We start from the raw sequence: 23,805 nt of genomic DNA on the forward strand, positions 1-23,805 counted from the left end.
CACCCCACAACACTCACGCAAGGTGGTTAATTTTCGTCCGACGACATCCGTTCAGTTTTCACCCGTCGTCGACACCGCTCGACTTCCTGGCGTACTTGTCGGCGTGTGGTGTCGATCCGGAGGCAGAAGTCGAGGCGGCGATTGTGAGGTCCGCGCTGTGTACTCTCGACGTGCTGGTTGTGGTGCCGATTACCGTCGAAACAGTGCAGAAGTTGCCTGCGGTGGGGATGCCGGAGCTGCAGCGCGCGGTGAACGACGCGTTGCTGGATTTGGTGTACGCCGATCCGATGCAGGTGTGTGACTCCCTGGTAGTTGTCGAGCTTGACGGCCCACTCCGTGGGCGGGTCGACACGGTTCTCTCGGCTTTGCAGTGACACCGGAATCGTTGAGCTGGGTGCGTTCGAAAGATGCTGGTACTGATCGTTACTCGTGATGATCGACCTGATGAAACTTCGGTTTATGGCTGGCCGGTCTCTAAAATCGCAAGGGATGTACGTCTTCTCGGGTGAGCTGGTGCTGACGCCCCTTCAGTTTGCCGCCCCGCAGAGCGCTGCTCACCAACGCGCGTTCCCGGGCTCACTCTCTGGCGGAAGGTATCGAAAACAGGCATCTCGTGGCTCAGAGTGAATTCTGAGAGCCGGTTGTCCTGGCAATTTTCGCGAAACCGAGGAAACGGAGTCCAGCGTGACAGTCGCCGCGTACCCATCCTTTCTGTTGCGATTCTCGCTACGGTCGCACTTGTCGTGGCCGGATGTTCGTCGGGCTCCAAGACTGATTCGACAAACACCGTAACCGCTCGGCAGCCGCCCAACATCGACATAATCGCTGGTGCTCGCCCCGAATCCCACCATGACCGATTCTTGTCCCACCTTCAGACGATGGCGGCTGTAGATTCCGGATCTATTTGTCAGATCAACCTGCGACTTTCGAAAAATTACGCGACAGTTGGCGCCGAAATTCCGGGCAAAGATGGCCTTTTCGACAGCTGAGAACAATCCACCAACAGTCGGTCAACACCGCCCCTCTCCCTGGACTCGACGGGATGAAACCGTTAGCAACGGAGCTACGAACGAGGCACGGGGCGGCAGGATTCACCAGTGTGTCGACGACCGGGAGTGACTGCCGATGGAAACTGTTGACTAGGTTCGAACCTTTCCAGCACCAGGCACCGACCCGACAGGTGACCTATCGCCATGGTTCTGCGGCAACAGGTGTGGCCGCGACTTCCCACGAGCATTCCGAGCGCTCCAAGGGGCACCAACCACCCCTTACATACATACTTTGCCAGCGGAGATCGTCCATGTCGTTTCCAACCTCAGCCGTCGTTGATGCCAACAAACACCTACTGGCGCTTTGCAACAACGGCAACATGATATGGTCGGCAACCAACAAAACCGCAAACAACGAGATCGCATCAAACGGCGAACAGCTAACGACTGCAACAATATTCAGTCCACGGCAATCCGGGCTCACACCGCTCCGACGCCAACCACACGGGGACGCGGCATCACCGCTTTTCAATTCTGAAACAGCCACCCGAAAACCACCCCTTCACTCAGGGTGTCGGTTTGTCCAACAAGAACACGGACAAACCGCGGCAGGTCGAACTCATCGGTTTCGCCGCCGGGTGGATCGACAGTTCACTGGCGACCGGCCGTGTAGTGGGGAGTCTTCACCTTCCCGATCGAAATCGGGCTTGCAGTCAGTACCTATGGATGGCGCTGGGAGGAAAGCGATTCCGGGCCGTCGGTATCGCAGCGACTGCAGAAATTTTCGCCGTCAACCGCATCCGGGACCTCAACGAGGGCCAAGACACCGCCGAACTGACCGTCCGTATCAGCGGCCCGGATTTGGACACGTTCGACGCTGACTGCGAGGCGCCCAAAGGTAACGTGCTACCCCAGGTCGGTGACCGGCGCACTGTGGTGAATCCATCCGACCTCACCTCTGCCATCGTCTATGACGATCTTTTCCAACAGGACTAGCACCGATCGTCCTTGCTCGATGATCCGTGGTGCTCCACTAAGCCCTCCTCCAAGAACAAGGAGTCCTACTTCACTCCAGGCAGGTCACTTCAAACTCGAAACACTTTGCAATGAAACGAGTTTTAAATGCTCTTCCTACACGGGTAGCGAGTTGGCTCGACTGAGTGCCCTGCTCGTGATCTACCGATACCTGGGTGGAAATGAGCGCCGGACAGTACGCCACAGCCGCACACGCCGGCAAAGCTACCGTGATTCGGGTATGGCTGTGGCACAACTGTATTCACAACCGAATGTGACCGCCATCGACAAGACATTTTCCAGTCGGTTGTTCAGACTTTTTCAGCGAGAACGTCGAGGTAGCTGATTTCGGGCGGCGCAGCGAAGAGTTCGTCGGCGCGTTCGCCGAGGGCCTTGCCGACCGGACCATTGAGATGTGTCTCGCGGGCAGCTTGGTCCGGGAATGCGTCGATGATGCCGAACGACGAGGGCCCGAACCGCACCGCGAACCAGGGTTTCGTGCCGGGCTCCTGCTCGACGAGCGGCAGTGCAGATCGGAGGAATTCCTCGACCGCTTCTTCCTTGCCGGGCTTCGCTTCAAGTCGGACCAGCAGCGCCTTGGTGGCCATATCGGATCTCCTCTTCGAGGTGGTGAACACTGTCAAGCATCACACCATCCATCGGTTAATGGAAGGTACCCAAACCCACCGTTCGAGGAAACCGATCCCAACCCCCTAGCGATCGTGGAGCCGAAGGAGGAGACTCCATGGTGAGGGAATGCGATACCTGGATGCAGCCGCAGTTGCGTCGATGGCAGGAAAAATGTTGGTGCGCCGACATTTTGGTGCGGTCTTCACTTCTGCGCGCCGTGGACCTTCCCCGAACAGCACGATTCATTCGGTCGGTCGCTCACGCGTGGACGCCTGCGGCCGACGAGATCAACCGGAAAGCCGCAGCTACAAGACAAGGGAGTGCCGCGATGAAAGCGCTTGTATACGACGGGCCTCGAGAGGTCCACGTCAAGGACGTGCCCGATGCGCGGATCGAGAATCCGACAGATGTGCTGGTGAAGATCACGAGCACCAACATCTGCGGGTCGGATCTACACATGTACGAAGGCCGCACCGATCTGGAGCCCGGAATGGTCCTCGGTCACGAAAACTTGGGCATCGTCGCCGAAGTCGGCAATGCAGTGGTCAAAGTATCGCCAGGGGATCGAGTGTGCTTGCCGTTCAACATCGGCTGCGGCTTCTGCCGAAACTGCGAGGAAGGGTTGACCGCATTCTGCCTGACGGTGCACCCCGATCCGAAGATGGCCGGCGCTGCATTCGGTTTCGCGGGGATGGGCCCGTTCTGGGGCGGACAGGCGGAATATCTGCGAGTGCCGTTCGGCGACTTCAACTGTCTGCGACTGCCCGAGGATGCCCAGGACAAGGAAACCGACTACGTGATGCTGTCGGACATCTTTCCCACCGGATGGCATTGCACCCGCCTGGCCGACATGCAACCCGGCGATTCGATGGTGGTCTACGGCGCTGGCCCAGTCGGTTTGATGGCCGCGTATTCGGCGATGATCCAGGGAGCGAGCAAGGTGATGATCGTCGACCGCCACCCCGACCGGCTACGCCTGGCCGAAGAGATCGGCGTCGTCCCCATCGACGACTCGAAGGGCGACCCCGTCGAGCAGGTCCTCGAGCAAACCAACGGGAAAGGCGCAGACAAGGGGTGCGAGTGCGTCGGCTATCAGGCACACGACCCGCAAGGCCACGAGGACGCCGCCATGACGATGAACCGGCTCGTGGATTCGGTGCGCTTCACCGGCCACATCGGGGTGGTCGGCATCTTCCTTCCCCAGGACCAGAACGGCCCCGACGAACTCGAGCGCAACGGCAAGATCGCCTTCGACATGGGCAAATTCTGGTTCAAGGGCCAGAAGATCGGCACCGGACAAGCGAACGTCAAACACTACAACCGGCAACTGCGCGACCTCATCCACGAAGACCGGGCAAAGCCCTCCTGGATCATCTCCCACGAACTCCCGCTCGCCGAAGCCGAATCCGGCTACCAGCACTTCGACGCTCGCGACGACGGCTGGACCAAAGTCGTCCTGCATCCCTGACACGGCCAGAACCTAGAGGAGCACAACGATGCCAATGCCACTGCAGGGCAAGCAGATAGCGATATCGACTGCCGACGGGGCCGGAGGAGTAGAAGTCGTAGACGAACAGGTCGCGATCGACGGGAACCTGATCTCGAGCCGCTCGCCCGACGACCTTCCTGCGTTCCGTCAGGCCATCGTCGAGCAGTTCGCGAAGCTCGGGGCAGGTGCGTCATGACCGTGAACCAGACCTCGGTGTCCCTCGACGATGCGCAGCGGATCATCGCCGCAGGACAGGCCAAAGCCACCGAGATCGAGTCGCCGTCAAACATTGCGGTGGTCGATGCCGGCGGCAACCTCGTGGCTCACGTGCGGATGGACGGTGCCTGGATCGCCAGCATCGACATCTCGATCAACAAGGCGTTCACCGCGCGGGCATTGGACGTCTCGACCGAGGACCTCGCGGCCAACGCGGGCCCGGGCGAGCAGTTCTACGGGATACACGCCTCCAACGGCGGGCACATCATGATCTTCACCGGCGGTGTGCCTCTGCGGCACAACGGCCAGGTCGTGGGCGCTGTCGGCGTCAGCGGCGGCACCGGGGAGCAGGACAAGACCGTCGCCGAGGCGGCCGTGGCGGCGCTGTGAGCTCTGTTTCATCCGCGCGTCAGGTGAATTGACGCCGGCCAAGCCCGCTCGGCGAAACCGAATCCGGCTACCAGCATTTCGACGCTCACGACGACGGTTGGACCAAAGTCGTACTGCATCCCTGAGGCGGCTCCGAGCCGAGACGAACACAACCACGGCCAGACCTGGCACACCTGCGCCACCACGGGGGCGAGAGCAAATCGACCCCTCGATCGAAATCCTGCCAAAGGATGTAGCACAGGAATAGACGAGAACCGCGTAAGTCCCGTAGTGACGGTGGCCGAAACATGTTGAATTGCAATAGCTCCCGCCTGAGCGGTCTGTTGACCAGCCACAGAACGGGACGCTGAACCGTGCAGCACGCGGGTGTGCGCCACCTACTCGCAACCAATTGGAACCGGCCAGTAGTGGCTCATTACCTTTCTGTCACAAGGCGATTCGATAGAACTACAATGAATCTCGTCCGGGTTCAACGGAGCTGCTGTTCACTGACTGTGACGATCTTTCGCACAGGGAGTTCTCCTTTTGCATGCGCCGCGGTAGTGTGGACGTACCGCAGTAGCGGCCGACACTCGAGTTTTCGTGTCGAAGCCGATACTCGGAGTTTCATGCGATGGCCGCTTCGATCGGGTTCCGGCGGGCATCTTCGATCAAGGGCAGGTGTGGTCGCCACTGCCCCGTTGCGCCCCGCCCATCAGGCGAATGTTGTTGACGCCCTTTAGGTGGACGAAAAGACTCATCATGGCTGGGTGGTTCGTGAGCTCAACCGGTTGACCGGCGGTCGGGCCCTGTCAGTACACACAGGCCCGGCGAACCCCACAACATCAACGCTGAGGGGCGTGATGTCAAAGCACAGTGGCGGAAACCCTTACCCTCGGCCGCTCTCGAGCCTCACGCCCGCCATCCACGGATTGGTGTCGGGCGCCGTTATCGGCGCCCTGCTCGGTCTCCGTGACTTCACCCAATCCACTCGCCAAAACCAGGGAACTACGAAGTCCTTGCCGACATCGAGCGAAGTTGCGGGCGGAATCGCACTTGCTCAACGGCCGGGCCGATCGAAAGGAATTGAGTCATGACAACTGCTGTAGGCATCGACTTGGGCACAACCAACTCGGTCATCGCAAGCTGGCAAGGCGGCGAGCCGGTGGTGATCTCCAATGTGGAGGGAGCACGGACGACGCCTTCGGTGGTGGCGTTCACCGAGAACGGTGAGCGTCTGGTGGGCCAGCTTGCCCGACGGCAGGCGATCTTGAATCCGAAGGGCACGATCTACTCGGCGAAACGCTTCATCGGACGTCACTACGACGAGATCTCCGAGGAAGCCAAAGCGGTCAGCTTCGACGTCGTAGCGGGTGACAACGGTGAGGCCCGCTTCGACGTGCGCGGCAAGAAATACGCACCAGAGGAGATCAGCGCTCTCGTGCTGCGCAAGCTCGTCGACGACGCGAGCAAGTTCCTCGGTGAGAAGGTGAAGGAAGCGGTCATCACCGTTCCTGCCTACTTCAACGACGCGCAACGAAACGCCACCAAGGACGCCGGCCGTATCGCAGGCCTCGAGGTTTTGCGGATTATCAACGAACCGACCGCTGCGGCACTCGCGTACGGCATGGACAAACAGACCCACGAAACCGTACTGGTCTTCGACCTCGGCGGCGGAACCTTCGATGTGAGCCTGCTGGACGTCGGAGAGGGGGTAGTCGAGGTTCGTTCCACGGCCGGCGACTCCCACTTGGGCGGCGACGACTTCGATCGACGCGTGGTGGACTACCTCGCCGACGAATTCCAGCGCGCGGAGAACATCGATCTGCGTAATGATGCGCAGGCGTTGCAACGACTGTTCGAAGCCGCGGAGAAGGCAAAGGTTGAGCTGTCCTCGGTGACCCAGGCCCAGGTAAACCTGCCTTTCGTCACCGCTGACGCGAATGGTCCCAAACATCTCACCACTACGATCATGCGATCGAAGTTCGATGATTTGACTGCCGATCTGGTGGAACGGTGCCTCGGCCCGGTGAAGCAGGCCATGAGTGACGCCAAGGTCGCCGCCAACGACATCGACGAAGTGATACTGGTCGGCGGTTCGACACGTATTCCGGCTGTACAGGCGCTGGTTCGCCGGCTGACCGGCGGCAAGGACCCCCACATGGGCGTCAACCCGGACGAGGTCGTTGCCCTCGGAGCCGCAGTCCAGGCAGGCGTGCTCAAAGGCGAGGTTTCCGATGTGTTGTTACTCGATGTCACCCCACTGTCCCTCGGCGTCGAGACGCAGGGCGGGGTGATGACGAAGATCATCGAGCGGAACACGACGATCCCGGCACGGCGCAGCGAAGTGTTCTCCACGGCGGAAGACAATCAGTCCGCCGTAGACGTCGTGGTGTTGCAGGGCGAACGCGAACGTGCGGCCGACAACCGGGTGCTGGGCCGGTTCCGGCTGGAAGACATCCGCCCCGCGCCACGTGGCGAGGCCCAGGTGGAAGTCATTTTCGACATCGACGCCAACGGCATCCTGAACGTCACCGCTCGCGACAAGGATACCGGCAAGGAACAGAGCATCACGATCAGTGAACAGGGCAACCTGGATCAGGGTGAGGTCGAGCGCATGTTGGCGGAGGCCGAACGGAACCGGGGTGAGGACGAGGCGCTGCGCAAGGCGGTCGACGCGCGCAACGGGCTCGATTCGGTTGCGTATCAAGTGGAGCGGCGACTCGCCGAACTCGGTGACAGTGCCCCGCCGCATGAGAAGGCGCGGGCCGAGATGCTGGTTGCCGACGCCCGAAAGGCCGTGCAGGACGCCGCTTCACCCGCGGAGGTTCAGCCACTCACCTCGGAGCTGCAACAGCTGCTCTACGGACTTGTGCCGGACCAGTCGGACGACGGCCAAGCAGGCGGCGCTGATGCTGCGTCGTCGGATGACGGCGACGTGATCGACGCCGAATTCGATCGAAGCTGAGGCGCACGATGGAAATGTCTGCAGATCATTCGACGACTGAGCCGACTACCAACAGCGCCGACACGGATCAAAGCAAGACCGAGTCCGATCGCGCCGAGACGGCAGACGAGCTGTCTCAACTCGAGGACCGTTGGCGCAGGGCCGTCGCAGATCTGGACAACCTGCGCAAGCGATACGCCAAAGATCTGGACCGTGAACGCGCCGCGGAAGTAGCGAAGGTTTCGGCGGCGTGGCTGCCGATACTGGACAACTTGGAGCTTGCGCTTGCACACGCAGGCAGCGATCCGCAGGCCGTCGTCGAAGGTGTGAAGGCGATCCGGGACCAGGCGGTACAGGTGCTCTCACGACTCGGCTTCGAGCGCCACGACGAGGTCGGTGTGCCGTTCTCCCCGGAACTCCACGAAGTGGTCAGTGTGGTAACCCGACCCGACCTTCCGTCCGGGACCGTGGTCGAGGTCTTGCGCCCGGGCTATGGAGAGGACGGGCGACAGTTGCGGCCCGCCGCGGTGGTCGTCAGCCGCCCAGAGGGGTGAGCACCGATGGCCCGTGACTACTACGAAGTACTCGGCGTACCGAAGGGCGCCGGCACCGACGAAATTCAGCAGGCGTACCGCAAGCTGGCCCGCAAGTACCACCCCGATGTGAACAAGGATCCCACTGCGGAGGACAGGTTCAAGGAGGTCAACGAGGCCTATCAGGTGTTGTCCGACCCGGACACCCGGAAACGCTATGACCGATTCGGTGACGACTTCCGGCATGTACCCGAGGATTACGACGAACGGGTGCGGGCAAACGCCGCCGGGTACGGCGGTGGCGGGAGAAGGGTGCACTTCGGCCACGGTGTCGGTGGTGAGGGTGCCGTCGACTTCGAAGACCTCTTCGGGCAGATGTTCGGCGGAGGCGGTGGGTTCGGACCGATTCCCGGCGCCGATCAGGAGGCCGAACTGGAACTGGCTCTGGAAGAGGCCTATCAGGGCGGAAAACGCACTCTCAGACTGGACGGACGGCAGTATGACGTCGACATTCCAGCCGGCGTCCTGGACGGCCAGCGAATCCGGTTGGCCGGGCAAGGAGGCCGGGCCAACGGTGACGCGCCGCCTGGGGATCTGTACCTCGTGGTGCGGATCAAACCGCATTCACGGTTCCGCGTGCAGGGTCGGGACATCTACGTCGATCTGCCCGTATCGCCATGGGAGGCGGTTCTCGGGTCGACAGTCGTCGTTCCCACACCGGGCGGAGAGGCGAAAGTCAAAGTGGTGCCTGGCTCTTCGACTGGTAGGAAGCTGCGCCTGCGCGGAGAGGGAATGCCGAATCCGCGCGGTGCCAACGGCAACCTCTACGCCGAAATCAAGGTGATGGTTCCGTCGAAACCGACAGCACGTGAACGCGAACTGTTCGAGCAGTTGGGCGCCGAATCGAACTTCAATCCGAGGAAAGAGACATGAGCACCTCAACGCCGATCACTCAGTACGTATTGGTTCGCCGTACCGGATTGTCGCCGGACGCTTTCGCCGAACGTACTGGCCTGCACCCGGATCTGGCACGAAAACTCGTGGCTCTCGGACTGCTCGACGCCCACCGCTACGCCGGCGGAGAGATGTCGTTCGACCCATCCGAAGTGACCCACGCCGCACGCATCCAACGACTGCGGACGGGTCTGGGTCTCAACTACTCGGCAATCGGGCTCGTGCTCGATCTGCTGGATCGAATCGAAAGGCTCGAAACAGCGGCCCGCAGAAGGAGGACATCGTCATGGACACCGGCAGCTTGACCGAAAAGTCACGAGAAGCCTTGCAGGAAGCCCAGAATGTTGCGACCAGAATGGGCCACACCGAAGTCGACGGAGAGCACCTGCTGCTCGCATTGGTCGATCAGCAGGATGGGCTGGTGCCCCGACTGCTCGAACAGGCCGGCGCGAATGTCGAAGCACTTCGATCCGATCTGGATCGTGAACTGTCGCGTAGGCCGAAGGTCAGCGGCCCCGGCGTGACCCCCGGTCAGGTGATGATCACCCAGCGTCTGGCCAAGCTGCTCGATGCCGCAGAGCGGGAGGCGAAGAGACTCAAGGATTCCTACGTGTCGGTGGAGCATCTTGTGATGGCCCTTTCCGAGGAAGGATCGGCCAGCGCGGCCGGGCGGGTCCTCGCCAGTCACGGGGTCACACGGGACGCCTTCCTCACAGCGCTGACGAAGGTGCGCGGCAATCAGCGTGTCACGTCGGCAACCCCGGAGGGGGCGTACGAGGCATTGGAGAAGTACGGGCGCGACCTCGTCTCCGAGGGGCGGGCAGGCAAACTCGATCCGGTCATCGGCCGGGATGCCGAGATACGCAGGGTAACTCAGATCTTGAGCCGGAAAACGAAGAACAACCCGGTGCTGATCGGCGACCCCGGTGTTGGTAAGACTGCGATTGTCGAGGGTCTCGCCCAGCGGATCGTCCGCGGCGACGTGCCCGAGGGCCTACGCGACAAGACGATCTTCTCGCTCGACATGGGTTCTCTGGTGGCCGGTGCGAAGTACCGCGGCGAGTTCGAGGAGCGACTGCAGGCCGTGCTGTCCGAGGTGAAGGCTGCCGAGGGGCGCATCCTGTTGTTCGTCGACGAGTTGCATACCGTGGTCGGAGCGGGCTCGGTCGGCGGCGAGGGGTCTCTCGACGCCGGCAACATGCTCAAACCGATGCTCGCACGCGGCGAACTGCACATGATCGGTGCCACCACTCTCGACGAGTATCGCAAGCACATCGAATCCGATGCGGCACTGGAGCGTCGATTCCAGACCGTTCTCGTCGACGAGCCCAGTGCCGAGGATGCGATCTCGATTCTGCGCGGACTTCGAGAACGCCTCGAGGTGTTCCATGGCGTGAAAATTCAAGACGGTGCATTGGTGGCCGCCGTGACCCTCTCGCACCGGTACATCACCGACCGCTTCCTTCCGGACAAGGCGATCGATCTCGTAGACGAGGCATGCGCTCGGCTCCGCACCGAAATCGATTCGATGCCTGCCGAACTCGACGAGCTCACCCGGAAGGTGACCCGTCTGGAGATCGAAGAGGCCGCACTGTCCAAGGAAACGGACGCGGCCAGCAAAGCGCGCCTCGAAGAATTGCGCAAGGAGCTGGCCGACCTGCGGGCCGAGGCAGACGCCCGGCACGCTCAATGGGAGGCGGAGCGGCAGGCGATCCGGCGGGTGCAAGAACTGCGAGGAGATTTGGAACGGTTGCGCGTCGAGGCCGAGGCCGCCGAACGCAACTACGACCTCAATCGGGCAGCCGAGTTGCGATACGGCGAGATCACCGAGCTCGAACGCCGGCTCGAGGCGGCGGAGGAGCAACTGGCCACCAGACAAGGCCGAAATCCGTTGCTGCGTGAAGTGGTCACCGAAGACGAGATCGCAGAGATCGTGGCCGCATGGACGGGTATCCCGGTCGCCCGGCTGCAAGAAGGTGAGCGGGAGAAGTTGTTGAAGCTCGACGAGATCCTGCACGAGCGGGTCGTCGGTCAGGACGAGGCGGTGCAACTGGTCGCGGACGCTGTGATCCGGGCGAGGTCCGGTATCCGTGATCCTCGTCGACCGATCGGTTCGTTCATTTTCCTGGGCCCGACGGGCGTCGGAAAGACCGAGCTTGCAAAGACATTGGCCAGCGCCCTATTCGACAGTGAAGACAACATGGTGCGCCTCGATATGAGCGAGTACCAGGAACGGCACACGGTGAGTCGGCTCATCGGTGCACCTCCCGGATACGTCGGGTACGACGAAGGTGGCCAGCTCACCGAGGCGGTGCGGCGTAAGCCGTACTCCGTGGTGCTCTTCGACGAGATCGAGAAGGCCCACGCCGACGTCTTCAATACCCTGCTGCAGGTGCTCGACGACGGCCGGATCACCGATTCTCAAGGGAGGCAAGTCGATTTCCGGAACACGGTGATCATCATGACCTCCAACATCGGATCCCAGCATCTCCTCGACGGGGTCACAGCCGACGGCGAAATCAAGCCGGACGCCAGGGAACGGGTGATGGCAGAACTGCGCGGGCATTTCCGCCCCGAATTCCTCAACCGGGTCGACGACATCGTGCTGTTCTCCCCACTCACCCTGCCCCAGATCGAGTACATAGTGGAACTGCAACTCACCGACCTTCGAAACAGGTTGTCGGAGAGACAGATACACCTGGAAATCACGCCGGAGGCACGCCGACTGATCGCCGAACACGGGTTCGACCCTGTCTACGGTGCGCGGCCGCTGCGCCGATACATCGCACACGAGGTCGAAACCAAGATCGGCCGTGCACTGTTGCGCGGCGAGATCAAACCGGACGGCACCATCAGCGTCACGGTGGACGGCGGCGAGCTTGCCGTCGCGTATGCCGAACCCGCCTTCGCGGCGGCCTGAGAAGAGGTAACTGGTCATGGGATCCGAAAAGGTGAAGTGCCCGAACTGCGGCAAGACCAACAACATCCCGGCAGCAGGGGAAGGAAAACCTCGCTGCGGCAACTGCCACGAGCCGCTGCCCTGGATCGCCGCGGCGGGAGACGGTGACTTCGCGGAGATCGTCGAAAAATCCTCGGTGCCTGTGCTCGTGGATCTGTGGGCGACGTGGTGCGGCCCGTGTCGCATGGTCAGCCCCGCGCTCGAGCAGCTCGCCAGAGAACACGCCGGCCAGATCAAGCTGGTCAAGGTCGACGTCGATGCTGCACCCCGGACGGCTGAACGATTCACCGTCCGCGCCGTGCCGACTCTGCTGGTGATGGACCGGGGTGAGGTTCTCGCTCGCCAGTCGGGCGCAGCTCCGGTCCCCCAGCTGCGCACGTGGCTCGATCAGGCGCTCTCGGAAAATGCCGGCGAGGAGGCGAAGTCATGAGTCCTGTCCATGCGGACCCACATGTAACCGCGATCCGGGCCGTGGTGCCCCGTACCCCGCAGGGCTGCGAGGAATGTCTTCGCCTCGGCACCCCGTGGGTGCATCTGAGGCTGTGCCTGACGTGCGGACACGTCGGTTGCTGCGACTCTTCGCCGGGCAGGCACGCGAGTGCTCACGCTCACGCCATCGGGCATCCGATCCGTCCAGTCGATGGAGCCCGGCGAGGATTGGCGGTGGTGTTATGTCGACCAGAACTTCGTCTGAGGGCGCCTCACCCATCGGGTACAGCCCGCCGGTCGACGACGAGACCCCGGACGAGGAGGGCGCCTTCCCGCGGCTGACGGACGACCAGGTCGCAAAGCTCGAGGTCGGTGGCTCGCGTCGACCAGTTCACGCCGGCGAGGTGCTGATCCGAGAAGGCGCGCCTGACAACGATTTCGTCGTCGTCCTTTCCGGAAAGATCGCAGTCGTCGACGAAGGCGACGCGGACGGCGAGCGCCGGATACTGCGCGTGCACGGTCCTGGGCGTTTCCTGGGCGAGCTCGGACTCCTGGAAGGTCAGGTGGCGTTCTTCACCGCCGAAGCGATCGAGGACGGCGAGATACTCGTCGTCCCGGCCGAGCAGGTACGCGAGCTGATTGCCCACGATCCCGTGCTCAGCGATTTGATCCTGCGCGCCTACCTTGTGCGTCGGCACTTGCTGATCGGGCTCGGCTCCGGATTCCGGATAATCGGCTCCTGCTTCTCCCCGGATACGTTGCGACTTCGTGAGTTCGCGATGCGAAACCGTCTGCCCCACAAGTGGTTCGACTTGGAACAGGACGAACGAGTGGAGCAGCTGCTACGCAGCCTGAACGTCGCACCCGAGGACACACCCGTCGTGATCTGGCACGGCGAGAAGGTGCTGCGCAATCCGACGAATGCGGAACTCGCACGCGTCGTCGGGCTTCCTGTCCCGGCACCCGTCGCGGACGCAGCCAAGGACGTCTACAACCTCGTCGTCGTGGGTGCCGGACCGGCCGGCCTGGCCGCATCGGTGTACGGCGCCTCGGACGGGTTGAACACGGTGACGTTGGAGCGGATCGCTGCGGGCGGCCAAGCCAGTACCTCATCCCGGATCGAGAATTATCTGGGATTCCCCGCCGGGGTCTCCGGCTCCGAATTGGCCGAGCGAGCCGTGCTCCAGGCCGGGAAGTTCGGCGCCCGCATCCTGGTGTCGGCAGAAGTGACCGGTTTGGGATCCGAGGCCGGGAACCATGTGCTCCGACTGGCGGACGGCGGGTCGGTGCACGCCCGGGCCGTTGTGCTCGCCGCCGGGGCGCGGTACCGCAAGTTGGCCGTTCAGGGGATCGAGGCGCTGGAAGGAACAAGCGTGTACTACGCCGCAACGCATCAGGAAGCACGGATATGCGGCACCGACCCGATAGCCATCGTCGGTGGCGGCAACTCCGCCGGCCAGGCCGCCGTCTTCCTCGCCGAGCACGTCTCACAGGTGCACCTGCTCATCCGCGGCGATGACCTCGGGAAGAGCATGTCCCGATACCTGGTCGACCAGATCGAACACCATCCGCGGGTCACCGTGCACCGGCACACCGAGATTCGTGCGGTCCACGGCGAGAAATACCTCGAAGCAATTGCAGTCGAGGACAATCGCACCGGCGACCAGGACACGGTTCGGGTGCGCGCCCTGTTCGTCTTCATCGGGGCGGTACCGCACACCGGGTGGCTTGCCGACGCGATCGCACTCGACGACCACGGCTTCGTCCTCACCGGTGTGGACGCGATCCACGCACGAGCGGACGGCAGCCTGCCAATCAACGGCGGCCTGTCCAGGACGCTCGAAACCAGCCTGCCCGGCCTGTTCGCGGCGGGCGACATCCGCCGCGGTTCGGTGAAACGAGTCGCATCCGCCGTCGGTGAAGGAGCGATGGCCGTACGCCAAATCCATGAATACTTCGAAAGGAGCTGACGACATGCCAGTAATGGGCACCGTGAAATTCCAGCGGTTCTTCAGGGCAGCGGCCGGACTGCAGGTCGACCGGAACGATCTCAAGCGCTATACCGATTTCATCGACGACAAGATCTACGACGTGATCCTGATCGGGAAAGCCTCCGCGAAAGCAAACTTGCGCGACGTGATCGAACCGTGGGACCTGCCGATCACCAAGGGATTACAGGAGAGCATCCACCGGTTCGAAAAACTCGACGAGGAGATCGAACTTCAACCGCTGCTCGATCAGCTCACGGCCCGCCCGCCCTTGGACGTGGCCCTCTCAGAGGAGACAGAGCAACGACTGCCGCTGATCGCAGGAGGGTTGAGCGTAGCGCTGGCGCAAACCTTCGCCACGGTCGAACCGGACCGCAAGAACCCCGGCACAGCCCAATGGACAGTCGCCTTCGACATCTTCCACCTACTTCTGTGATTACCACCCGTCCCGGCTGACAGCGCGTCCGAGTTCGAATATGCTGTCCGGCTGCGAAAATACCGGTGCGATTCAGAACTGCCTGTCAGTTGGCGTCGACGACGGAGGATTTCCGGCGAGAGGTGCGGTTTCCGCGCTCGATTCTCGAGCAGCGAGAACTCCAGTGAGGGACTCGATTACAGCCCTCAGATCTTCTGCCGTGAGCGAGTTCGGCTTACACGCCGAACCTCTGACACCGGTAGTCCGCGTGGCCAGGCGGCGAGCAGAACTTGTCGATCGCCGATCACTCCTTCGGCTCATCTGAGAACCTTTCGTCTTCACTTTCTCGATCCCCGCATCGGGCGGGCCCTGAGCACTTCTGGGCGCGCACAGCTCAAGGCCCGGCAAGGAGACCAGTGAGGGTGATATGGCCTTGCCTTGACGAACACCCGCCCGATTGTTTGCCCCCTCGAACGGAACGGGTGCCCCCGACCCGACGAAGGTTATTGCGCACTGCTTGTAGACGACAGGGTCGAAAGTCCCAGTTCCATTGTGATGAGCAAGCTTTGACGGTAGCCGAAGTGTTCTCCCTTACAGCCGGTTCGGTGTGTGCACGAACACCGACATCGTTCGCAGCGACTCCGACGAACGAGCACCCGCGATGTTCGATGCCCGATCCACCCGCAAACATCGGGAAAAGACCTATTTTGCAAAAGCATTCGGAACAGACGTCTGCAAACCAAATACCAGGCACGGGCCACCTTTCCAGGCACCGCGGCTACTGCGCCGCTAGCGTGACGACCCAGATGTTCACCTTGCCATGCAAACGGCCATGTCACTTCTTGGCATCGAAGGCGACTGAACATGATTTATACCGATCGCACTGTTTATGGTTGAAGATGTGCGGACGACATGAACGTCGACTTCGCACGGATAGTGGGTCATCGGTGTTGTGTGCTCAATGCCGACGTCGGTCATACGCCCCGACTCGCACACGCAGAGTCGGGGCTCCGGCGGATCCGTTGCCGCACCGCCGCTACTGACGAAGTGCCGTACCGCGCCGCCCGCTTCGAATCGAGGCCGAAGGCGGCCACCGCTTTTGTCGGGACCAGGCAAAGCAGCGATCTTCAGGGACCGGAACACTTCCCCAAAGCTTCTGGCACTCTCGGTTGCAGAGTGCTAATTCGTGTGGTTATCATGTTCTCGCACAGTAAGTTCGGTCAACCGCCACAGTGGCGGTGACCTTTCTTTTCACGACATGGGAGGTGTGTTGCTGTGCTTCGTTTCGATCCTTTCACCGACATCGACGCGATCACCAAGTCCGTACTCGCCGCGGGAACCGGCAACGGACGCAGTCCACGGTTCATGCCGATGGACCTCTACAAGGTCGAGGACCAGTACGTCCTGCACGCCGATCTTCCCGGCGTCGACCCAGGATCAGTGGACGTCCGCATCGACGGCTCGACCCTGACGTTGACCGCGCACCGCACCGCCCTCTCCGAAGAGGGTGTGAGCTGGCTGGCGAGTGAGCGTTTCGCTGGAACATACAAACGGCAGCTGTCCATCAGCGACGACATCGACGCCGAACAGATCGAGGCCTCGTACGACAACGGCGTGTTGACGGTGACGTTGCCGATCGCAGAGAAGGCGAAACCGCGGAGGATCGAGGTCTCCTCCGGACCACCCTCCCGAACCGATAACGCCGGATCGACAACACAGGTGCAGATCGAAGCCTGATCCGCCTGGCCCGAACACCGCTTGATGGTGGGGTGACTCCCGAGGACACGCGATGGGTTCTCGGGCCTCACCCACCATCGCTTCGATCTCCCACTGCACACCCGTGGCGCACACCGGTACATCCACCACACGAAAGAATCAGCGCGAGAACCCTTTAGCTGCCATGACTGCATCCACCATCCCCCCGCACGAGCAATCCGACAACACCGACAACACCGAATCCCGCGCGCACACTCCACCCGATTGGTGGGATCACCATCGTCCTATCACCAGCGATGAATACAGCGACATGGCGTTGATGCTCGGTGCACTCTCGATACTGACGTTCTGGATGTTCGGCCTCGGCATCCTCCTCGGTGCCGCCGCCATCGGAACCGCCCTGGCAGCGCGCCGACCCGACACCCCCGGACGCGATCTGGGCGACAACACCGCCGGCGTGGTCGGGATCCTCACCGGCATCGCCGGAATCGCCTTCGGCGCCGTCTTCCTCACTGCAGCACTACCCCACCTGTAGAAAAACCGAATTTTGCACTAGTGGAATCGAATTGGTGCTTGTAGCAAGATCTCACAAGATCTGAAATCCGTCCCACCTTCAGGCGATGGCGGCAGCCACTATCCCCGGGCCATGTCCACAAACTTGGACAGGTGAAGCTGGTGCGCCACAGTGATTGTCGCGGTCGGGCCGTTACGGTGCTTACCCAGAATCAGGTCGGCTTCACCGCCACGGGGATCGTCTCGCTCGGTCGCGTCGGGGCGGTACAGCAGAATCACCATGTCGGCGTCCTGCTCGAGTGAACCGGACTCACGAAGGTCGGCGACCTGGGGACGCTTGTCGGTTCGCTGCTCGGGACCACGGTTGAGCTGACAGATCGCGACAACCGGAACTTCGAGCTCCTTCGCCAAAAGCTTTAGGCTACGGGAGAATTCGGAGACTTCCTGCTGACGGGACTCGACCTTTTTACCCGAGCTCATCAGCTGGAGGTAGTCGATCACGATCAGGCGAATGTCGTGTTTCTGCTTGAGCCGCCGCGCTTTTGCGCGAATTTCCATCATGGTGAGGTTGGGGGAGTCGTCGATGAATAGCGGCGCCTCACTGATCTCACTCATGCGACGCGCGAGCTTGGTCCAGTCGTCGTCGGTCATCTTTCCGGAGCGCATGTCGCCGAGCTTGATCTTTGCCTCTGCGGACAGCAGACGCATGACGATCTCGGTTTTGCTCATTTCCAACGAGAACATGACGCTGGCCATGCCGTGCGTGATGGAGCAGGAACGCAAAAAATCCATTCCAAGCGTCGATTTGCCCACACCAGGTCTAGCCGCGACGATAATCATCTGACCAGCGTGAAGACCGTTGGTGATCTCGTCGAGATCCTTGAATCCGGTGGGCACACCGAGGGAAATTCCGCCGCGGCTGGCGATGGAGTCGATCTCGTCCATCGTGGGCTGGAGGAGCTCGGTGAGGGGTACGAAGTCCTCGGTGGTTCGACGCTCGGTGACCTCGAAGATCTCGGCCTGCGCGCGGTCGACAACCTCGGCCACGTCCTGACCCTCGGTGCCGGCGTAGCCGTACTGGACGATGCGAGTACCGGCGTCGACCAGACGACGCAGCACGGACTTCTCGGCCACGATCTCGGCATAGAAGGCGGCGTTGGCGGCTGTGGGCACTGTCTGGGTCAGCGTCACCAGGTAGGCAGCACCACCGATACGGCGGAGCTCACCTCGACGGTCGAGCTCGGCGGAGACCGTCACCGGGTCGGCGGGCTCGCCACGGCTGTAGAGGTCCAGGATCACGTCGTAGACGGACTGGTGGGCGGGCCGGTAGAAGTCACCCGGACGCAGTACCTCGAGGACGTCAGCGATGGCGTCCTTGCTCAGCAGCATGCCGCCGAGCACCGACTGCTCGGCAGTCATGTCCTGAGGTGGCTGGCGTCCGAACTCCTGGTCGGGCTCGGCCTCGGGAGGGCCCGGGTAGTCCGGCCCTGAGAAGTCGGAAGGTCCTCGATCATCTACAACAGCCACAAGCGAGACCTTCCCGTAAAACACTCGACGACACTGCCAGAAACCGCAGCGCCCTCATCATTTGTACCTGCCCCCACCGACATCCCCTAGCCGCATTCGGCCGAGCTGTAGATAGACGCCGAGATGACGTTAGGGACTAGTAGGTCCGCATACAAACCGGACTGTGGATAAACCTGTGGATGCTTTGTGGAAACTCCCGCCCCACGGTGTGCACCGCCTGTGGAGCATTTGGGGACTACTTTGCTTAGTAACTACAAAAGACCAGGTAGATGGCTATCCACAATTTCACAGGCCTGTTGATGAAAATAGTTTTTCCACAGTCGGCGCGTCGGCGTGTCGGGCGTGTTGCCTCGCCCGATTCGTCACTGATCACCAAGTCGAACATCACAGTGTGAGAGTTATCCCCAGGTCCGATTCGGGACGCTGCCAGGCGGCACACCGCACCCCGAAACAAAACGTCGGGCCCCACACACCGAAGTGTGCGGGGCCCGACGAGACGAACAGTCGACTATGCGCCGACGACGTTCAGGTTGAACTTGGCAACCACATCGGGGTGCAGGTTCACGACCACGGCGTGCTTGCCCGTGTTCTTGATGTGAGCCTTCGGCAACACGATGGAGCGCTTGTCGACAACCGGTCCACCGGCAGCCTTGATCGCAGCAGCGACGTCAGCGACGGTAACCGAACCGAAGAGCTTGCCCGAGCCACCGGCGGTCTTGACCGTCAGCGTTACGGACTCGAGGCCCTCGATAGCTGCCTTGAGCTCCTTGGCGTGATCCAGGCCGCGCACAGCGCGCGCTTCCTGTGCACGACGGATGCCCTCGACCTGCTTCTCGGCGCCACGAGTGGCGACGATTGCCAGTCCGCGGGGGAGCAGGTAGTTACGGCCGTAGCCGTCCTTGACCTCCACGGTGTCGCCAGGCGCACCGAGGTTGTCCACGTCAGCGGTGAGGATGAGCTTCATGTTCTTTCCTCCCTTTCCTTAGCGAGCCACGGTGGCGTAAGGCAGCAGTGCTACCTCACGTGAGTTCTTGACGGCAATGGCAACGTCGCGCTGGTGCTGGACGCAATTGCCGGTGACACGGCGAGCACGGATCTTTCCGCGATCGCTGACGTACTTACGAAGCAACGTCGTGTCCTTGTAGTTGATCTGCGTGTTCTTCTCTTTGCAGAAGGTGCAGACCTTCTTCTTCATAACCTTGTCGCGCAAGGGCGGCTTCGGCATGTCTTTGCTCTTTTCTGGATGTTCCTGATCAGGTACGGATCAGAAGGGCGGTTCGTCGCTGCCCGCACCACCGAAGGAGCCCGAAGCCTGAGGCGCACTGCCCCAAGGATCGTCTCCACCCGAAGGTGCAGCGCTCGGACGTCCGCCACCCGATCCGCCGGAGGAACCGCCGAAGTTGCCGCCTCCACCGCCGCCACCACGGTTGGCCTTGTTGACCTTTGCCGTGGCGTACTTCAGTGAAGGACCGATTTCATCGACTTCGAGCTCGACGACAGTTCGCTTTTCGCCCTCGCGAGTTTCGTACGAACGCTGCTTGAGCCGGCCGCTCACGATTACTCGTGAACCACGGGTCAAGCTCTCCGCGACGTTCTCGGCTGCTTCGCGCCAGATGTTGCAACGCATGAACAGCGCATCGCCGTCTTTCCATTCATTGGAATTACGGTCGAAGGTGCGGGGCGTGGAAGCAACCGTGAAGTTTGCAACCGCGGCACCCGCCGGGGTGAAACGAAGTTCAGGATCAGCCGTCAGGTTTCCGATGACGGTGATGATGGTGTCGCCAGCCATGTGGTTCCTCCTGCATTGATGTAAGACCGTTGGGCGCGAGAGTAGAGCTCGCTACCGACAGTAATTACTTGTTGTGGCGCAGAACCTTCGTGCGCAGAACCGACTCGTTCAGACCGAGCTGACGGTCGAGCTCAGCGACGGTGGCGGGAGTGGCGTTGATGTCGATCACCGCGTAGATACCTTCAGCATGCTTCAGGATCTCGTAGGCGAGACGACGCTTACCCCAGACATCGACCTTGTCGATCGTGCCGCCGTGCTGGCGCACAACATTGAGGAACGTATCCAGTGAAGGAGCGACAGTGCGCTCGTCCAGGCTGGGGTCAAGGATGACCATCAATTCGTAATGACGCATAAGACCTCATCACCTCCTGTGGACTAAGTGAAAACGGCCACGGACTATCCGTGGCAGGAGGGTCGTTGCGTCAGCAACCCTCGTAGGTTACACGAGGGGCCTTGACCAGGGAAATCGTCCCAGCCCTCCGGGGAGACCGCCAGGTCGATGCGCGACGCGTGGTGCAGACGCATCACCCCGCGAGCCACTGCGCCCCCTAGGGTGAGAATCATGCGAACAGACCGCAAGACCCCGGCGTCGATCCTGGCGTTGGTCGTCGGATTGTGCGGGCTGACGATGGCGCTGGGCTATTTCAACAAGGCCAGATGCGGCGGTGCACCGTTCGCGCCCGACGGACGAAGCCTGAACTTCGACGTCAACAAGAACATCGACGTCTGCTACTCCGACATTCAGTTGCTCTGGCTCGGACGAGGTATCGATCAGCATCTGTTCCCCTTCGTCACCGGAGGGATAACGCCCGAAGGATTCCTGACCGGCGGAACCGTCGAATACCCGGTGCTCAGCGGAATTCTGATGTGGCTGGGCGGTATCGGCTCACACACCGACACCGATTTCCTTCTGCACTCGGCCCTGATCCTGGCTCCTTTCGGACTGCTCACGGCGTGGATGCTCGGCAAGATGAGCGGCGCGTACGCGCTCGTGTGGTCGGCGACTCCGCCCCTGGTTCTGTACGCATTCCACAACTGGGAGCTCCCGGTGGTGGCCACCAGCGTCGGCGCGATCTTCCTGATGACGTTCGAGCGGATCCCGCTGCGAACTCGCGCGGTTCTGGCGGCCGTCATCCTGGCGATCGGTTTCTGTTTGAAGCTGTACCCGGGAATGTTCGTGCTGCCGCTCATGGCCTACGTGCTTCTACGCGGCACCGAAGGCAAGCGCTACGACGTTCGTGGGGCGCTGATGACGGCGGGCGCGGCGATCGTCACCGTCGTCCTCGTCAACCTGCCGTTCGCCCTCATTTCCTACGAAGGCTGGCGCGCGTCGTTCAGCTTCCAGGAGAAGCGAAGCGCGGACATCACCACCAACTCGGTGTGGTTCTGGGGGTTGCGCCCCTTCTACGGTTTCGGAGTTCGCGAACTCAACGCCGACTACGACGCACTGGTGAGCATCCTGTCTCCGGTGATGATCCTGTTGTCGTTCGCGCTCGCGATGTATCTGGGTTGGCGCCGCTACGTCCGCGACGGCTACTTTCCGTGGATTGCAGTCAGTGCCGCGATGCTGTGCGGATTCGTGTTGCTGCACAAGGTCAATTCACCGCAGTACACACTGTGGATCCTGCCTTTCCTCGTACTGTTCAAGATCCGGTGGTTCTGGATCGTCGCCTATCTGATCGCCGACGCAGCGTTGGGTATCGGCATCTTCCGGTACTTCTACCAACTGGACATGAATCTCGATCCGAGCAAGTACGAGGCCGTCGTCCAGGCGAGCGTGTGGGGCCACGTCATCCTGCTCGCCGTGTTCTTCTTCTTGTTCCTGCGAGTCCCGTTGCGGTATCCGCTTGCCGGTGGGACCGATCAGATTGCCAACTCCGACAACAACCTTCCGACTCACTCACGGGAGCACGCCTGATGACTGCATCATGGTTCGAATCACCGACGCTGACCGGTGATCGTGTCCGACTCGAACCCCTGGGCGTCGCGCACACCGACGCTCTGCTCGCTGCTGCCGACGACCCGGCGATCTTTCGTTGGACCGCATCGCCCATCACCGATCGGGAACAGGCACAGAAGTACATCGCTGTAGCAACCGACGACCCGAATCGGATCGCCTTCGCGCAGGTGAACATCGCGACGAACGCCGTGGTCGGCACTACGTCCATGTACCAGATCGACCCGGTAAACCGCAGTCTTGCAATCGGGTACACGTGGTTGTCGCGATCGGTTCAGGGAACCGGGATCAATCCCGAATCGAAGCTGCTCCTGCTTCGTCACGCCTTCGACCAGCTCGAAGCCGTACGCGTCGAGTGGCACACGGACGAGTTCAACGAACAGTCCAGGGCAGCGATCGCAAAGCTCGGCGCTCAGTTCGAGGGCCTGCTGCGCAAGCACCGACGCCGCGCCGATGGCAGTTGGCGTACAACAGCGCTGTTCGCGATGACCGACGACGATTGGCCGACCATCGCACCTCAGCTCGAGACACGTACCCGAAACTAGCGATCACCTGCACTCTTCGGCCAAGTCCATGCCAAGATTCACCTCATGAGCGATCAGGGTGGGTACGGGTACCAGGGCAATCAGAATTGGCAACCGTCTCCGTACGGGCAGCCCGATCCGTACGGCAGGCGCCCGACGAACACACTCGCGGTACTCGCCCTCGTCTTCGCGTTCCTCATCGCGCCGTTGGGGATCGTCTTCGGGCACATCGCTCGCGGCCAGATCAAACGGACCGGCGAAGAAGGCGACGGACTCGCCCTTGCCGGACTGATCATCGGCTACATCTTCACCGCACTCGGCATCCTGGCCGTGATCGTGTGGATCGCGTTCTTCGGGCTGCTCGCCGCCGCTTTCGGCAACGCCGCCAATGAAGCGAGTTCGCGGAGTCTCACCTATACGACGCCGTACTCGTACTCCACGACCACGACTCGGGCGCCGAGTGCACCCACCACAGCGCCGAAAACGACGACGCCCCCACGCGTCACAACCTCGATCGGACCAGCGCCGACCGTCTCGGGCACCAACCGTCAGGGCTTCATCTCCGGCGGCCCCAGTTGCAACTCCACCAATCCTGCCGTCGCTATCGCCGTCACGACCGGATCACGAATCGTCATCTGCGAAACCGGAGTCGGGCGTTACTACTACAAGGGTCAACGGCTGAGCGACGGCGCCACCATCGAACTCGACGATCCGACGCCCACCGGCAACGGATTCACCGTCACCAACAAGGACGTGACGTACAAGCTCACCTCCGCCGGACTGGTGATCACCGGCAGCGGAGGCGAGCTGGGTCGGGAACCGGCGCTCGAGTTCTGGATGAACTGAC

22 protein-coding genes and 3 pseudogenes are annotated in these 23,805 nt (G+C 61.8%); 19 read left to right on the plus strand and 6 right to left on the minus strand.

Annotation, left to right across the window (positions count from 1 at the left end; all coding sequences use genetic code 11):
- Together AC1Q61_RS30295 and AC1Q61_RS30300 are read left to right on the plus strand one after the other, a co-directional pair.
- Positions 1 to 374, plus strand: a pseudogene (locus AC1Q61_RS30295) (AAA family ATPase); the annotation flags it as partial.
- 1,194 nt (positions 375 to 1,568) lie between these two features.
- Complete coding sequence (locus AC1Q61_RS30300) at positions 1,569 to 1,985, plus strand: hypothetical protein (RefSeq protein ID WP_070385312.1); 417 nt, start codon at positions 1,569 to 1,571, stop codon at positions 1,983 to 1,985.
- Positions 1,986 to 2,314: 329 nt separating this feature from the next.
- Here AC1Q61_RS30300 and AC1Q61_RS30305 read toward each other — a convergent pair whose 3' ends face one another.
- The gene (locus AC1Q61_RS30305) at positions 2,315 to 2,611 is read right to left on the minus strand and encodes a putative quinol monooxygenase (protein ID WP_020971354.1); all 297 of its coding nucleotides are present in this window, start codon (positions 2,609 to 2,611) and stop codon (positions 2,315 to 2,317) included.
- Positions 2,612 to 2,961: 350 nt separating this feature from the next.
- On the opposite strand from AC1Q61_RS30305, the gene AC1Q61_RS30310 reads away from it, so the two are divergent.
- The 14 genes and pseudogenes from AC1Q61_RS30310 (at position 2,962) to AC1Q61_RS30375 (ending at position 17,183) form a co-directional block, all read left to right on the plus strand.
- The gene (locus AC1Q61_RS30310; RefSeq protein ID WP_024487877.1) at positions 2,962 to 4,101 is read left to right on the plus strand and encodes a glutathione-independent formaldehyde dehydrogenase; all 1,140 of its coding nucleotides are present in this window, start codon (positions 2,962 to 2,964) and stop codon (positions 4,099 to 4,101) included.
- An 85-nt stretch (positions 4,102 to 4,186) separates the two neighbouring features.
- Positions 4,187 to 4,318, plus strand: a pseudogene (locus AC1Q61_RS30315) (DJ-1/PfpI family protein); the annotation flags it as partial.
- Positions 4,315 to 4,728 carry a GlcG/HbpS family heme-binding protein gene (locus AC1Q61_RS30320; RefSeq protein ID WP_054188355.1) on the plus strand — a complete coding sequence of 138 codons (414 nt, stop codon included), beginning with the start codon at positions 4,315 to 4,317 and terminating at the stop codon, positions 4,726 to 4,728. The pseudogene AC1Q61_RS30315 and the gene AC1Q61_RS30320, both read left to right, overlap by 4 nt.
- A 1,072-nt stretch (positions 4,729 to 5,800) precedes the next feature.
- Positions 5,801 to 7,675, plus strand: coding sequence for a molecular chaperone DnaK (dnaK, locus tag AC1Q61_RS30325; RefSeq protein WP_492651385.1), 1,875 nt, complete (start codon positions 5,801 to 5,803; stop codon positions 7,673 to 7,675).
- An 8-nt stretch (positions 7,676 to 7,683) separates the two neighbouring features.
- A complete protein-coding gene (locus tag AC1Q61_RS30330; RefSeq protein WP_095971681.1) occupies positions 7,684 to 8,208 on the plus strand; it encodes a nucleotide exchange factor GrpE in 525 nt (174 codons plus the stop codon).
- A 6-nt stretch (positions 8,209 to 8,214) separates the two neighbouring features.
- Positions 8,215 to 9,120 carry a DnaJ C-terminal domain-containing protein gene (locus AC1Q61_RS30335; RefSeq protein ID WP_020971357.1) on the plus strand — a complete coding sequence of 302 codons (906 nt, stop codon included), beginning with the start codon at positions 8,215 to 8,217 and terminating at the stop codon, positions 9,118 to 9,120.
- Positions 9,117 to 9,446 carry a chaperone modulator CbpM gene (locus AC1Q61_RS30340; protein ID WP_020971358.1) on the plus strand — a complete coding sequence of 110 codons (330 nt, stop codon included), beginning with the start codon at positions 9,117 to 9,119 and terminating at the stop codon, positions 9,444 to 9,446. Before AC1Q61_RS30335 ends, AC1Q61_RS30340 begins: the two co-directional genes overlap by 4 nt.
- Positions 9,428 to 12,061 carry an ATP-dependent chaperone ClpB gene (gene clpB / locus AC1Q61_RS30345; RefSeq protein WP_020971359.1) on the plus strand — a complete coding sequence of 878 codons (2,634 nt, stop codon included), beginning with the start codon at positions 9,428 to 9,430 and terminating at the stop codon, positions 12,059 to 12,061. The genes AC1Q61_RS30340 and clpB overlap by 19 nt, the downstream gene beginning before the upstream one ends.
- Before the next feature lie 16 nt (positions 12,062 to 12,077).
- Positions 12,078 to 12,530: a thioredoxin gene (gene trxA / locus AC1Q61_RS30350; protein WP_007735549.1), complete on the plus strand. Its 453-nt coding sequence runs from the start codon at positions 12,078 to 12,080 to the stop codon at positions 12,528 to 12,530.
- Positions 12,527 to 12,794, plus strand: a pseudogene (locus AC1Q61_RS30355) (UBP-type zinc finger domain-containing protein). The gene trxA and the pseudogene AC1Q61_RS30355 overlap by 4 nt, the downstream one beginning before the upstream one ends.
- Positions 12,772 to 14,499: an FAD-dependent oxidoreductase gene (locus AC1Q61_RS30360; protein ID WP_492651384.1), complete on the plus strand. Its 1,728-nt coding sequence runs from the start codon at positions 12,772 to 12,774 to the stop codon at positions 14,497 to 14,499. The pseudogene AC1Q61_RS30355 and the gene AC1Q61_RS30360 overlap by 23 nt, the downstream one beginning before the upstream one ends.
- Before the next feature lie 13 nt (positions 14,500 to 14,512).
- Positions 14,513 to 14,953, plus strand: coding sequence for a DUF1931 family protein (locus tag AC1Q61_RS30365; RefSeq protein WP_024487875.1), 441 nt, complete (start codon positions 14,513 to 14,515; stop codon positions 14,951 to 14,953).
- A 1,254-nt stretch (positions 14,954 to 16,207) separates the two neighbouring features.
- On the plus strand, positions 16,208 to 16,669 hold the full coding sequence (locus tag AC1Q61_RS30370; RefSeq protein WP_042448063.1) for an Hsp20/alpha crystallin family protein: 462 nt from the start codon (positions 16,208 to 16,210) through the stop codon (positions 16,667 to 16,669).
- 52 nt (positions 16,670 to 16,721) lie between these two features.
- The gene (locus tag AC1Q61_RS30375; RefSeq protein ID WP_007735542.1) at positions 16,722 to 17,183 is read left to right on the plus strand and encodes a hypothetical protein; all 462 of its coding nucleotides are present in this window, start codon (positions 16,722 to 16,724) and stop codon (positions 17,181 to 17,183) included.
- A gap of 98 nt (positions 17,184 to 17,281) precedes the next feature.
- On the opposite strand, the gene dnaB is transcribed toward AC1Q61_RS30375, so the two are convergent.
- The 5 genes from dnaB to rpsF all read right to left on the minus strand — a co-directional run bounded on the left by dnaB (position 17,282) and on the right by rpsF (position 20,829).
- Complete coding sequence (gene dnaB / locus AC1Q61_RS30380) at positions 17,282 to 18,688, minus strand: replicative DNA helicase (protein ID WP_019746049.1); 1,407 nt, start codon at positions 18,686 to 18,688, stop codon at positions 17,282 to 17,284.
- Between the two features lie 508 nt (positions 18,689 to 19,196).
- Positions 19,197 to 19,652, minus strand: a complete 456-nt coding sequence (gene rplI / locus AC1Q61_RS30385; protein ID WP_007735531.1) for a 50S ribosomal protein L9 — start codon at positions 19,650 to 19,652, stop codon at positions 19,197 to 19,199.
- A gap of 18 nt (positions 19,653 to 19,670) precedes the next feature.
- Complete coding sequence (rpsR, locus tag AC1Q61_RS30390) at positions 19,671 to 19,913, minus strand: 30S ribosomal protein S18 (RefSeq protein WP_003941245.1); 243 nt, start codon at positions 19,911 to 19,913, stop codon at positions 19,671 to 19,673.
- Positions 19,914 to 19,952: 39 nt separating this feature from the next.
- Positions 19,953 to 20,477 (minus strand): single-stranded DNA-binding protein, encoded by a 525-nt coding sequence (locus tag AC1Q61_RS30395; protein ID WP_003941248.1) that lies wholly within the window; start codon positions 20,475 to 20,477, stop codon positions 19,953 to 19,955.
- Between the two features lie 64 nt (positions 20,478 to 20,541).
- Positions 20,542 to 20,829, minus strand: a complete 288-nt coding sequence (gene rpsF / locus AC1Q61_RS30400) for a 30S ribosomal protein S6 (protein WP_003941237.1) — start codon at positions 20,827 to 20,829, stop codon at positions 20,542 to 20,544.
- A 210-nt stretch (positions 20,830 to 21,039) separates the two neighbouring features.
- Here rpsF and AC1Q61_RS30405 point away from each other — a divergent pair, with 210 nt between their 5' ends.
- Genes AC1Q61_RS30405 through AC1Q61_RS30415 form a run of 3 tightly spaced genes read left to right on the plus strand, consistent with a single transcriptional unit; the run spans position 21,040 to position 23,804 of the window.
- Positions 21,040 to 22,395 carry a glycosyltransferase family 87 protein gene (locus AC1Q61_RS30405; protein WP_007735530.1) on the plus strand — a complete coding sequence of 452 codons (1,356 nt, stop codon included), beginning with the start codon at positions 21,040 to 21,042 and terminating at the stop codon, positions 22,393 to 22,395.
- Complete coding sequence (locus AC1Q61_RS30410) at positions 22,395 to 22,979, plus strand: GNAT family N-acetyltransferase (protein ID WP_054188362.1); 585 nt, start codon at positions 22,395 to 22,397, stop codon at positions 22,977 to 22,979. Before AC1Q61_RS30405 ends, AC1Q61_RS30410 begins: the two co-directional genes overlap by 1 nt.
- A 45-nt stretch (positions 22,980 to 23,024) precedes the next feature.
- Positions 23,025 to 23,804: a DUF4190 domain-containing protein gene (locus AC1Q61_RS30415; protein WP_003941240.1), complete on the plus strand. Its 780-nt coding sequence runs from the start codon at positions 23,025 to 23,027 to the stop codon at positions 23,802 to 23,804.
- Position 23,805: the final 1 nt, after the last annotated feature.

The sequence above is a fragment of the Rhodococcus sp. MPR-R1B genome, from assembly GCF_058793255.1.